Here is a 12,025-nt window from a genome sequence, read left to right as displayed (position 1 = left end):
GTCTCGCAGGCCAAGCTGGATGCCGTGGCACGCCAACTCAACGAGCGGCCACGCAAGACGCTGGGCTACGAAACACCGGCACAGCGATATCGGAAAACTGTTGCGTCGATCGGTTGAATCCAAGACCCAAAGCGGACATCCGTCGGATGCGAGTTAGTTCGGATAGCTGGGCGCTCCGTTCCGCATCAACAAGTCGGCGCACGTCGTCGCTCTACCTGAAGACCAGCTTCTGACGGATATTGGGGTGCCTGCGTCGCGAGCAGGCACCTCAACCTTAGCTCTCAAATGCCCGCTTATCGCTGCAGGCATACGGCCGCCTAGAGCGCTGCGTTGGCGGGACTGCATTCGTTGTCGTTGGGGCAAAACCAGTCGCGCAGCATGGCGGCCACGCCTGGCTTTCCGGGACCCACGTACTGCGCGCGCCGCACCTTGTAGGCGCTGAGGATCGCGCCCGCTCGCTCCTTGAGTCGGAGATCAGCCTCCGAAACGGCCGTCCCCTTTGGCACCGCGTACGTGAACTGTCCGGTCTCGCGCTGGAACGTAGGGATCGCACGGAAGTCACGCGTCACGAAATCGCCCGTCATGTCCTGATAGATGGAGGAGTCCACGAAGAAGCGGACGGCCTCGTCGGGGTAGCCGAACAGATACCCGTAGCCGGCGAATCGCGACGCATCGCGCGCGTACTCAACCGCCATGAGCGCCTCGATGGGACCGGCGTTCGGCGTGATCGACCAGCGGGAGAAAAACTTTTCCTTCCGCTGGATCATGTCGACCAGGGCGGGTCGCGAGAACAGGACACCTCCCACGTGCCGGTCGCCCGCATGGGGCGTGGCGAAGTGAATGATGTCCGCATGGATCTCATCGCCGCACGTCCACGTGGAGACGATCCGACGCAACTCATCGACCTCTCGAAGGGCAGTGAAGCGGTCTGCTGCAGACTTGGCTTCGGCGAGCCGGGCCTTTTGCTCGTCCGTCATCTTCGATGCGCGGCGCGATCCGAGCTCGGCCATCACCGACGTCGCTTCTTTCTCGCTCATGCGGGGGATGGAGGTGGACACCCTTCGGTCATAGAAGCCGGAGCTCATGGGCTTGAGGCCACCCACGAGCGTGAAGAGTGCTTCGGTGTCCAGCGCTTCGAGGAGATACTTCTCCGACTTCTGTTGGAGCTCCGCAGGGAGTCCTTCGTTGCTGAAGCACTGGCTCTTCGTGTTCGTCTGAGCCAGCGACGTCGTGCTCGCGGTGATGCCGGCGATAGCCAGGAGCACAAGAGGAGCGATCCTCAGGCGTGTCTTCGCGGTTTTCATGAACTTTCTGCCTTATGTTAGGAAGGATGGAGCGACGCTGGTCGCGGAGCGGGGTCTGGATACCTATCAACGTCTTCGGACGTAGAACTCCACGGGCACCATCACGTCGACGGGGTAGGGCGCCAGTTCGGTGGGTGGCGGCGGGACGGGGCTGGCCCGCTGGACGGTGTCGAGCGTTGCCTGGTCCAGCAGCGCGTTGCCGCTGCTTCGCTCGATCCTTGCGTTGGCGACATAGCCTCGTTGGTCCACCGAGAAGCGCACATGCGCAGTGCCCTCCTGGCGCATGCGTTCGGCCTGGCGGGGATAACGGCGATGCTGCTCAAGATGTCCCAGCAGGATCCCTTGCCATGTCGCGGCAATCTCTCCCCGAACGCCTGACACCGTCTGTCGCGCTGCAAGCCGCGTGCTCCGTGCGGCATCGGCGCTGGGGGGAGCCTGTGCCTGCATCGGCTTCTCAGAGGGAGGCCCTTTGGGCTCATCGAGTGCCTGGTCGGGATCCTGGACGTCAGGAGTGTCGAACGTCGGCAATTCGACGCGGGGTTGCAAGCGCGGTTGCTCCGCCCGCAGCGGGCGCTCGTTCGGCGGCTGTATGGGACCTTGCGGCATGTCGGTGGGTGGCGCCGGCGGCGCCTCGGGCGTCGCGGCCAGGTCAAGCATGATGGCGTCCGCGGCGAGATCCGCTGTCGCAGGGGGCGCAGTTCGCCACCACAGCACTACCGCGATGGCCGCCAGATGGACGAGGACCGCCACGGCAAGACTGGAACTCCATACGATCGCGTGCCTGGACGCCGTCATTCCCCGGTCCGCTCCAACCCCACCAACGCGACCTTCAGGTAGCCGGCATCGCGCAGTGCGTTCATTGCGTCCATCAGATCGGCGTACGACACGGACTGATCGGCGCGAAGGAAGACGCGCGTATCGCGATCGCCTCGCGTGGTGGCATCGAGCGTGGTGCGCAGACTGCTTGATGTAACGTGCTGCTCGTTGACGCTCCAGCTGAGATCGGCCTGCACCGTCAGAAAGACAGGATCGGCCTCGCGAGGCTTGGGTTCTGCGGCGTTGGCCGGAAGCTCCACGGGAATGTCCACCGTCGCCAGCGGCGCAGCAATCATGAAGATGATCAGCAGCACCAGCATGACGTCGATGAAGGGGGTGACATTGATCTCGTGATTCTCATCAAGATCCTCGTCATCGTGCCCACCTGCACCGGACTTCATGGCGCTTGCCTCTGCGTCCTTCTATCCAGATCCCGGGAAACCACTTGTTGGATACCCGCGGAGATATCGCCGAGCACGCCCCTAAGACCCGCGAGGGAACGCGCGAAGTGGTTGTAGATCACGACGGCAGGGATGGCGGCCACAAGACCAAGCGCAGTGGCCAACAAGGCTTCGGCAATGCCGGGAGCAACCACCGCCAGATTGGTGGTGTTGGATTCGGCGATGCCCACGAAGCTGTTCATGATGCCCCAGACGGTCCCGAACAGCCCCACGAACGGCGCTGTCGCGCCGATGGTGGCCAGGACACTGGCGCCTTTGCGAAGCTCGCGCAGGTGACGGGCTTCCAGTCGGTCAAGCCGGGAGGCGACACGCTCGCTGACGCCCGCCTTGTCTTCCACATCGTGCGACAGCCGAAGTTCCAGCACCGTCGCATCGAGCAGCGATCGGGGGATGTCGTGCTGCAGGGCATCCGCGCTTTCGATGTCGCTCAGCCGAACAGCGGCGAGCACCTGATCTCGCGCTTCGCCCAAGCGGCGGCGCAGACGAGAAAACTCCCAGGACTTGGCGAGCAGCACGGTCCAGGTGACCAGTGAGGCCAGCGCCAGCCCCACCATGACTGCCTGCACGATGATGTCCGCATGGACGAACATCCCCCACGCGGTCAGTGTGTCGGGAGCGAGGGCAACCCCGGCAGTGGCGGAAAACGGCAACATGGAGAGCGTCCTGAGCAAGGGTTCGGACGAAGCAGGCGGCAGGTGCCGCCTGCTCGATTCGTCGCTTAGAAGCGGTAGCCGAGTTCCAGCTGGAAGTGGCGACCCAGCTCGTATTCCTCGTATGCACCAGCCCAGTCGTCGATGTGCGAGGCGATGTTGCGCCGGTTGAGGACGTTGGTGACGTCCAGGTTGGCGAACACGGTTTCCTGCTTCACGCCGATGCGGCTTTCCCAGGCAACGCGCAGATCCCACGTCATCGCAGTTCCGAAGTCACGCCGTGCGTAGACGTCGACCATCTGCCCTTCGTACATCTCTGCGCCGCCGGTGTACATCGCCGCGCTGAACGGCCCGCGCCAGCTCAGGAAGCTGCCTACCGTGAGACCGAGCGCAGGAACACGGGTCTGCGTGGCGATTCGCGCCGTCCAGGGTCGACTGTAGTTGCCGATCGGACGCTCGTTGTAACGGATGAAGGCGCCGTTGTACTTGATGAAGTAGTCATTGCCACGGCTTTCGTAGGAGTAGTGCGAGCGGTCCACATCGGTCCAGTTCGCGATCAGCTGTGCGCGCGTGTACGTCTCGCCCAGCGTGATTTCCTGCAGGGGCTCAATCGTCAACGAGACACCGTCCGTGTCGGTCTTTCCTATGTTCTGGTAGGTGTAGTGGGAGGTCTGGTCCACGGTCGGGTCAGGATTCGGCCCCTCGATCTCCACCGCCACGATCTGATCGCGGCCTCGGCGGTTCACATACTTCAGCTCGAAAGCCGTATCCCACGCCACCTGCCGGAAACCCAGCGTCCATTCGTCGTCATGGGGAATGTCCAGATCGCTGAGAACAGTCGTGTTCAGCGCGGTGCGCACGGGATCGGACCACACCAGGTCGGGTCCTCGGGTCAGGCGGTACTCCAGTGCTTCGCGTCCCACGCGCAATGCGTAGTCGAAGATGTTGCGACCGTAGTAGCGGTTTGCGCCTGCAATCAGTCGACTGCTTCCATCGGCGGCGAGGTCGTATTCGAAGGCCAAGCGCGGGGCGACGGTGGTCTTGTCCATGTAGTCGTCGCCATCGACGCGCACGCCTAGTCGAATGCGCGCGCGGCTGATGCGCAAGTCATCTTCGGCCCATACGTTCCATGCCGTCTGGTCCACCTTGATCCGGCCTGCGCGATACAGGTCAACGAAGCTGGCGTACTGTCCATCGCCTTGGACGAAGCCCGGGACAGGCATGTTGGCCGGGAAGGTCACGGGCGAAGTCGAGCAGTGACGCGTGTCGACAACGCCGTTGGCATCCGTGCAGGTGCGGGTGGGACGCAGCGAGGGGATGCCACCATCGGTGTAGTCCTCCTTGCGCTCGTAGATGGCTTCGGTCCTGGACAGGCCCGCTCCGATGGCGAAACGGTGCTCACCGCCCCACAGTTCGATCGGCGCCCATTCCAGCTTGCCCTGGTACCCCACACTCTCCTGCTCCTGGTAGAGGTCGCCGAAGGTTCCGAATAGCGCCAGTCCCCCGGGGGTAGGCTGGCCCCAGTTGATCTCCGGGGAGTGGCGCCAGCGCGCAAACCAGCCCGGGCCGCCCGTGCGCGAGTGCTCCAGCGATGACCAGCTCAGCTTGTGGGTCTGGACGACGCGGTCTCCTTCAATCGTTGCCGTCATGCCGACGTTGGAGCCTCCCCCGTCAATGATGAAGTCGCCTTCCAGCGCGTTGCGATTGAAGTGCTGGCTCTGGTGAGGTTCATGATTGACGACCGTTTCGAGCATGAACCGATCACTCGGCGTCCAGACACCCTTGACGAAGTAGTTCTCGATCTTGCGGAACACATTGGTGAAGGTCTGAAGTGACGCGCCCGCGTCGACCATGGACTCGTTCACCATACGCTGGTTGTAGATGTCGGAGCGCTTGTGGGTGAAGCTCCCCAGAAGTCCGAAGTTCTCCGTCAGGTGGCCTTCGAGGTTCAGGCGCCACGTGGTGGTCTCGAACTCGGGCTGATTGCGGACGTAGCCATCGGCGATGGCTGGCGTGTCGTAGAACTCCGCTTCCTTCCACTTGTCGATGTTGTACTTGGTCCAAGCGTCGCGGGTGTGCGTCATCGACACGCTGCCATGCAGCTCCTTGCTGGGCATGCGGGTGATGGCGTCGATCACGCCCCCATTGAAGCCGCCATACTCGGCCGGGACATTGCTGTCGTAGACGTCCACCCGTTCCACCAAGCCAATATCCAGTGCAATGCCCTGGCTCGTGTTGCCGTGAAGCTCCGTCGGCGAGGAGTTGACGTAGGTGTAATCGGTGTTGCCAGGGTTGATGTCGTTGTTGACCGACATCCCATCGACCATGAAAAGGTTCTGCCAGAACGGCGCACCGTGGATGCTGATGCTGGCCGGCTCCAGGTCGCCCGGTCTGTTGCTGCTGGTGGCGCCACCATCCAGCTGCACCGCAGGATTGAGGCGCAGGACACTGGTGATATGGCCGTTGGTCGCAGGGATGGAGCGCAGAGCGCGCTCGTCATACTCCGTCTTGCCCTGATAGATCCCTTCCGAGGCCACGCTGCCCTGCACCGAGAGCGGCGCGGTGACGACGGCAGCAGGGGTGCCCGCCTCGCCCGAAGGCACAAGCGCGTATTCACCCCCGGGGCGCACACTCACCATCCAGCCTGTGCCGGCCAGTAGCTGCCGCAGGGCTGCCTCTGGCGTGAGTGCGCCGAGGACTGCCGAGCCACGCCCGGTCACGCCTTGCGGCACCTGCACTTCGGCGTTCGACTGGTTCTCAAACTCGGCAATGGCAGATTCCAGTGACTGGGCTGGAATGTTGAACTGGCGGACGTTGTATGCACTGCCATCCGCCGCCATGGCGTCAACGGCCAAGGAGGACAAGGCGACTGAGACAGCACTGGTCAGCACGAGCGTGTGCAATAGAGGACGACGGGCACGAGAAAAGCGCGACATTGATGACACTCCTTAAGAATGGGGACTAGCGCCAGAGTCGGCGGTAGTGGGTCGACACGGGCCTGGTCGAACTGCATCGACCGATCACGGACCTTTAGAACTTGTAGCGAATCCCAAGAGCCACGCTGCGCCCCCTGAGAGGTGACTGATCCTTCACGAACGAGGTGTGCACGTAGGCTTCTTCGTTCAGCAAATTCGTGGCTCGGATGTAGAACTCTGCCGATTGCCTCTTCGTCAGTTCCACCCGATAGGCCACTGTGGCGCTGAGCATGTTGTAGCCATCGGTCTTCGTCTCATACGAGGCGATCCGATCCTGTGCGAATGTGTGGTGATACTCCGCATCCACCGACAGTGGGCCGCTCGACCAGGCGTGACGTATCCCAAGGCGCGCGGGCGGGATTCGCGGCAGGTTGTCGTCCTGCCCCTTCAGATCAGCCCGAACGTAATCGCCAAAGACGGTGAAGGTGTGCTCTTCATTGAGCTGCCGGCTGATCTGACCATCCACCCCAGTGAACGTGGCATCGGCGGCCGTGTACAGCAGGAGCCGTTGCGGCAGGCCAGTCTCGTTCTCCTCTTCAATCAGCTTGGCGAAGATGTAGTTCTCGACATCTTGATGGAAGAGGCCCACCTCAATATCGAAAGCCTCCCTTTGGTTTCGATACGCCAGATCGATCGACCGCGTCTCTTCGGTGATGTCGGAGGCATACACAGGAAACCCTGGGCCAAGCAGGCTGGGCCGCAAAAGCCCGATCTCGTAGCTGTTGGTCGCGAGGTTGTTTCCACCCGCGTAGAGTTCGCGAGGACCGGGGGCGCGCTGCGAGCGCGCCAAGCTCAGACCCAGTGACTGCCCCTCGCCAAAGTTCCAACGTGCGCCCGCAGATAAGGACAGCAGATCGTGCTGTGCTTCGGGAATGACATAGTCGCTCTGATAGATGCCGAGGAGCAGCTCTTGGATGGATGGATGCATCGTTTCCAGCATCTCCAGGGAAAGCCCGATCGCCTCTTCGAACGACGGGTAATACGCCCTGCTCTTCCGACGGTCATAGCGCGCCGCCAGGGAGATATCGACTGGACCGAAGCTCTTGTCCTCATTGAGGTAGACGGCCCATCCCTCGCTGAATATCTCGTCGTCGCCGTCGCCCAGGTTGGCATTGTTGTAGCTCATGCCACTGAACGTGCCATCGGTGTACTGCAACCCCAAGGCGCCGCTGAATCCCAGCAATGGCTTATGGGTCAGCTCCACACGCGCGTCGCCCACGTCATTGCGATATCGAGAGAACAGCTTCCCAGCATCGACCTCGTCGTGCATGTAGTCGGTGGATGAGAGCCACGCGCGGGCGCGCTCGAACCCTGGTAGGACGTCCCGAAAGTCGGCACGAATGTCGTACCGCTCATTGCGCAGGTTGATCAGCGCCACATCGTTATCGTTGAGCCCAATGTAGGGATCACCGAAGCTTCCGTGCGCCTCGCAGTGAAGATCGGGGGCATGCAAGTGGCACAGACCGTTTCTGTGGCTGTGCCCTGGGAGCCCATACTTGCTTTTTTGCAGGCTGTAGGAAGCGCCCACGTAGCCACGCGTTGTGATCCAAGACGCGCCTGCAGAAGAGCTGGAACTATCGGCAAACGAATGCAACAGCCGCTCACTTCCAAAGCCATCTGGTACGTCATAGTCGTCGCTGCTTCGATCGGATCCCTCAGCATGAAACGCAAACGAGCCACTTCCCAGGGTGATTTTTCCAACCCCCGTCTTCTCCCTGTCGCCTGTTCCGTAGCGCAGCTCCGCCGCGCCGCTGACTCCCCCCTCAGGCACGGCGGTCGGGATCTTGCTGTCGATCAGATTGATCGCGCCATTAACCGCATTTCCGCCATAGCGTGTTGCAGCCGCGCCTCGAACGATCTCGATGCCGTCGAGCAGGAGCGGATCGGTCGCGATGGCGTGATCGGGCGAAACAGAAGCGGCGTCATAGACGTTGGAACCATTGCTGAGGATCTCGATCCGCGGCAGCGTCTGGCCTCGGATGACAGGGCGCGATGCGCCGCCCCCAAAGTTGTCCAGATGCACCCCAGGGAGGCCTGCTAGCGTCCCACCAAGCCCGCCCTGTCGGCGATGTGCCAGTTCATCTCCGGTGAGGATCTGAATCGGCTGTACAAGGAACTTGGTGTCGCGCTCCTTCTGCCCTTTGACCACCAGCTCATCGAGTTCCACAAGACTTAGCTCGGAACGGTCTTGGGCATGAGCTGCGAGCGAGCTCAATACGAGGACTGCAACAGCGGTCGCGAGGGCTCTCTTCTTCATTATTTGTTTCTTGTGGTGGTGGTTGTTTGTTCTTCGGGATCGACATGCTTCGCCGCAGCGCCGGTACGCACTGATTTCTGCAGGCATCTCGATCTAAGGGCTCGCAGGAAGCGCCATGTCATAGTCGGGTGCTCGTCCATAATCCGCCTGCCGGAACGGCTCATCGCGGAAGAGGAAGCGGTAGTAATAGGCACGCAGGTCCGCGTGATACGCGCGGATCCGGTCCTGGTAGGCGAGATGGGCCTGCATGTCGGTGTCAGCAAGGCGCGTCAATGCCGCCTGCATGCCCACCGGCGGCAACAGCCAGCCCAGGCTGGAAGCCGCGGTTGAGCGCTTCTCGATGCCTGCGCGGTAGTCGGCGGCCATCTGCGCGACATCGTCGTCGCCGTTCTGGTGGAACGCGAGGTACCACTTGTAGTGGAACGCGGTCCCCAAGGGGGCTGAGTCGCTCCATTCCGGATAGCGCGCATAGAAGCGCTGCATGGTGTCTTCGCGCGGGATGTCCCATGCCCGGTTGACCGCCTCACGCTGGGCGCGTGCAATCTCGGCCCCCTGATCCACCGGAATGGCACGCTCGATCGCCACGTGCGCCAAGGCGGGCAGTACAAGCGCGATCGCGACCCAGGACGCCGCAAGGGTCGCGGCATTGGTTGCCGAACTCCACCCGCGCCGGGCCACCAGCAAGGACAAAGCGGCCCAGAACACCAAGTAAGCCGTGGCCAGTCCCAACACGCCGGCGATCTTCGACAGCGTTACGCCCTGCTGGAGCGCGACAACCACGAATGGCACGCCCACGCAGGCCAGCAACGCCAACGCCCGGACCATGGCCTTGCGCAGGTACAAGCGGCCGAGGCCCATGGGCAGGCTGCGCAGCATCCGCTCGCGGCCGGACTCCGTTTCGTTGGACCGCAGGTCGTGGAAGAGCACGATCACGAAGACGGGAAGCAGGAACGTCAACAGGAACGCGAAGTCGAAGCGACCCGCCAGCGCGAGTTCCGGATTGAAGACATCTCCGTCGTGGATCTGTGCCTCCAGCCCCAATGCCCGCACGCGCAGCATGAAGGGTGCGACGTCACGCATGCCGACCGCTGCGAAGGACAGTGCCGACGGTGGATTCCAGGTGGGATGGAAGGAGTAGTAGGCCGCTTGGCCCGCGTCGGTCGACTCACCGTGGGCCGCCACCACCGCGGCGCTGTCGGTGGCCTGCAGGGTTGCGATACGGGCGATCGCCTCGCGCTGGCTGTCGATACGCTGCACGCCCGACACGAGGCTGGCGACGGTAAGCGCCGTCAACATCAGCAGGCCGATCACGGGGATGCGTGAACGCAGCAGAAGACGCCATTCGTAACGCCAGAGGCTCATCGGTTCACCTCCAGCCGGCGTGCGCGCCAGTCCAGTGCGAACAACGCCACCGCCACCCAAGCCAGCAGAACCAACATGCCCGGCAGCATCGTCCTCAGGAGCGCATCGCGCGGCTGAGGCGTGAACGAAAAGCGCGGAATCTCCTGCCAGTGGCCATGGTCGACACGCTTGCGCTGGTCGGCCCCGGCGTCGCGGGCGGTGTCGTCCGCGTAGGAGACACCATCGGCCTGCAACTGGTTGAGCTGCTGCACCATGCGATAGCGGTAGGCCTCGGCCTGGTCCAAGAACCGTAGATGCGCCGACAGATCCGTGGCTGTAGCGGCCATCGAGACCTGGCGCAGGGCGATGGATGGACTCAGGATGGAAAACCAGGAGACCAATCGATTCTGGTCATGCTGGATGCCGGCGCTGCGCGCGGCATACTCGTCGAAAAGGCGGGACGTCAGGCGTTCGCCTTCGACCGCCAACAGTCCCTTGTAGTTGACCGGAAGATCCTCGACGCGCGTGACCCCGTAGCGATCAAGGACGCTCTGTCGGAACTTGTTGAAGTAAGGATCGTTGGGGTCATGACTGTCGCCCATGGCCCGCAGGTCCCGCGCGATACCCACCTCGGTCTGCAGTCGGTCCGGCAGCGGCTGCGCTGCATAAGCGACGTCGGGCGCGATGCGCGGGATCAGCAGCGTGGAGAGCGCCCACAGCGCTACCAGCGCAAGCAAGGCGTCACGGCGCCGCTTCATGGCGGCCGACACGAACGCGATGAGGACCGACCACAGGCCGAGGTACAGCACGTATCCCAGCATGACGGCGGACGCGACTGCCGTGGATGCCGCAGGAGCGGCGGCCATGATCGCCAAGCCAACGAATGCAGGCAGCACGAATACGCCGGCCACGACGAGCAGTGCCAGGAGCTTGCCACCGACGATGCTTCGGGAAGACGCGCCCTGCAGCATCAGTTGCCGCAAGGTGCCGCGCTCGCGCTCCTGGGACAGCACACCGTGACCGAGGAACACCAGCACCAGCGGCGCGAGCACCTGCAACACGAACGCCGGCGTGAGCTGACCGAAGCGCGTCAGGATGGAGCCCTGCATGACATCGCCGAAGTTGGCCGTGTTCTGGCGATGCCCTTCCAGGAACATGCTGCTGCCGGTGAACGGATCCACGCCGGCATCGAAGGCGGCCAGTGCGGAAGGCAGTCGGTAGACGAAGTGGCCGTAGTGGACCACGCGATGGGGATGGCGATCTGGCTGGGCCTCGAAGGCGGCCTGCGCTGCGGCCTGTTGGCGGCTGCGGTATTCAGCCGCACTGCTCATGTGGTGCAGGGAGACCACGGTCGCCACAATGGCGAGCATCGCCAGCAGCACAATTCCGGCTAGCGCCGTGCGGTTGCGGATCATCGCGCGCAGTTCGTTGCGCATTACAGGAACGAGTGCACTCATGCGGCGTGCGCTCGTCCGGCGAAGTGAGCGTGCAGCGCCTTCAGGTCGAAGTCCGCGCGATCGGCTTCGTGCACGATCCGGCCATGTTCAAGCACGCCGATCCGGTCGGCGACGTCGACCGCGCCCATCAGGTCGTGTGTGACCATCAGAACCGACGCACCGCGTGCCCTCACCGATTCCAGCAGGCCATGGAAGTCTGCGCTCGCGCCCGGATCGAGCCCGGAGGTGGGCTCATCGAGCAGCAACAGCGGCACTTCGCGCATGAGCGCGGTGGCGATTGCCACCTTCTGACGCATGCCCTTGGAGAACCCACCAAGGCGCTGCCGCCACGCCGACTCCTGCAGTCCCGCAGCGCGCAGCGCATCCCCGATGGCCGATGCATCGTGCCGGCGACCGGCAAGCGAGAGCAGATAGTCGACGTTCTCGATGGCGGTGAGATGTTCGTAGAGCGCGACGTTCTCTGGCAGGTAGGCCAGCTGCGCGCGCGCCCGGTCCGGCGTCTGCCACGGGGTGAACCCACCCACACGGACCTCGCCAGAGGTCGGCTTCAGGAAGCCAAGCAGCACGGACAGCGTCGTTGACTTGCCAGTGCCGTTACCACCGAGAAGCGCGTAGATGCTGCCTCTTTCCACCTGAAGGTTGAGGCCGGAGAGGACCGTCTTGCCTGGAAAGGACACGGATAAAGATTGGACGTCGACGACACGATTGGGCGCGTTCAAGACTTGTAGGGCTCACTGCGGGGAGCTATTCACCATAATGTAATA

The 12,025-nt window shown here is 63.0% G+C and carries 9 protein-coding genes and 1 pseudogene; 1 reads left to right on the top strand and 9 read right to left on the bottom strand.

The annotated features are described in order from the left end of the window. A pseudogene (locus IB225_RS08800) lies at positions 1 to 117 on the top strand (IS30 family transposase); the annotation flags it as partial. A gap of 200 nt (positions 118 to 317) precedes the next feature. Here IB225_RS08800 and IB225_RS08795 read toward each other — a convergent pair. The 9 genes from IB225_RS08795 to IB225_RS08755 form a co-directional block, all read right to left on the bottom strand. Further along, positions 318 to 1,304: a hypothetical protein gene (locus IB225_RS08795; RefSeq protein ID WP_192310783.1), complete on the bottom strand. Its 987-nt coding sequence runs from the start codon at positions 1,302 to 1,304 to the stop codon at positions 318 to 320. 66 nt (positions 1,305 to 1,370) lie between these two features. Next, entirely contained in the window at positions 1,371 to 2,099 is a 729-nt protein-coding gene (locus tag IB225_RS08790) for an energy transducer TonB (protein ID WP_192310782.1), read from the bottom strand. Further along, positions 2,096 to 2,521 carry a TonB system transport protein ExbD gene (gene exbD / locus IB225_RS08785; RefSeq protein WP_192310781.1) on the bottom strand — a complete coding sequence of 142 codons (426 nt, stop codon included), beginning with the start codon at positions 2,519 to 2,521 and terminating at the stop codon, positions 2,096 to 2,098. The genes IB225_RS08790 and exbD overlap by 4 nt, the downstream gene beginning before the upstream one ends. Further along, entirely contained in the window at positions 2,518 to 3,234 is a 717-nt protein-coding gene (gene exbB / locus IB225_RS08780) for a tonB-system energizer ExbB (protein ID WP_225583354.1), read from the bottom strand. Before exbB ends, exbD begins: the two co-directional genes overlap by 4 nt. A 65-nt stretch (positions 3,235 to 3,299) precedes the next feature. Beyond that, a complete protein-coding gene (locus IB225_RS08775; protein WP_192310780.1) occupies positions 3,300 to 6,167 on the bottom strand; it encodes a TonB-dependent receptor in 2,868 nt (955 codons plus the stop codon). Between the two features lie 94 nt (positions 6,168 to 6,261). Then, a complete protein-coding gene (locus IB225_RS08770; protein ID WP_192310779.1) occupies positions 6,262 to 8,463 on the bottom strand; it encodes a TonB-dependent receptor in 2,202 nt (733 codons plus the stop codon). Between the two features lie 93 nt (positions 8,464 to 8,556). Then, positions 8,557 to 9,825: a DUF3526 domain-containing protein gene (locus IB225_RS08765; protein WP_192310905.1), complete on the bottom strand. Its 1,269-nt coding sequence runs from the start codon at positions 9,823 to 9,825 to the stop codon at positions 8,557 to 8,559. After that, a complete protein-coding gene (locus IB225_RS08760; RefSeq protein ID WP_192310778.1) occupies positions 9,822 to 11,261 on the bottom strand; it encodes a DUF3526 domain-containing protein in 1,440 nt (479 codons plus the stop codon). Before IB225_RS08760 ends, IB225_RS08765 begins: the two co-directional genes overlap by 4 nt. Next, a complete protein-coding gene (locus tag IB225_RS08755; RefSeq protein ID WP_225583352.1) occupies positions 11,258 to 11,980 on the bottom strand; it encodes an ATP-binding cassette domain-containing protein in 723 nt (240 codons plus the stop codon). Before IB225_RS08755 ends, IB225_RS08760 begins: the two co-directional genes overlap by 4 nt. Between the last annotated feature and the right edge of the window lie 45 nt (positions 11,981 to 12,025).

This window comes from Pseudoxanthomonas sp. PXM02 (assembly GCF_014851805.1).
In the GTDB taxonomy this organism is placed as follows: Bacteria; Pseudomonadota; Gammaproteobacteria; order Xanthomonadales; family Xanthomonadaceae; genus Pseudoxanthomonas_A.
The sequence above is the reverse complement of the archived record's forward strand: the minus strand, read 5'-3'. Positions and strand labels throughout refer to the sequence as shown.

Excerpts from the sequence above, each read along its gene's own strand:
- IB225_RS08795 (WP_192310783.1), bottom strand. The coding sequence starts at position 1,304 with ATGAAAACCGCGAAGACACGCCTGAGGATCGCTCCTCTTGTGCTCCTG.
- IB225_RS08790 (WP_192310782.1), bottom strand. The coding sequence starts at position 2,099 with ATGACGGCGTCCAGGCACGCGATCGTATGGAGTTCCAGTCTTGCCGTG.
- exbD (WP_192310781.1), bottom strand. The coding sequence starts at position 2,521 with ATGAAGTCCGGTGCAGGTGGGCACGATGACGAGGATCTTGATGAGAAT.
- exbB (WP_225583354.1), bottom strand. The coding sequence starts at position 3,234 with ATGTTGCCGTTTTCCGCCACTGCCGGGGTTGCCCTCGCTCCCGACACA.
- IB225_RS08775 (WP_192310780.1), bottom strand. The coding sequence starts at position 6,167 with ATGTCGCGCTTTTCTCGTGCCCGTCGTCCTCTATTGCACACGCTCGTG.
- IB225_RS08770 (WP_192310779.1), bottom strand. The coding sequence starts at position 8,463 with ATGAAGAAGAGAGCCCTCGCGACCGCTGTTGCAGTCCTCGTATTGAGC.
- IB225_RS08765 (WP_192310905.1), bottom strand. The coding sequence starts at position 9,825 with ATGAGCCTCTGGCGTTACGAATGGCGTCTTCTGCTGCGTTCACGCATC.
- IB225_RS08760 (WP_192310778.1), bottom strand. The coding sequence starts at position 11,261 with ATGAGTGCACTCGTTCCTGTAATGCGCAACGAACTGCGCGCGATGATC.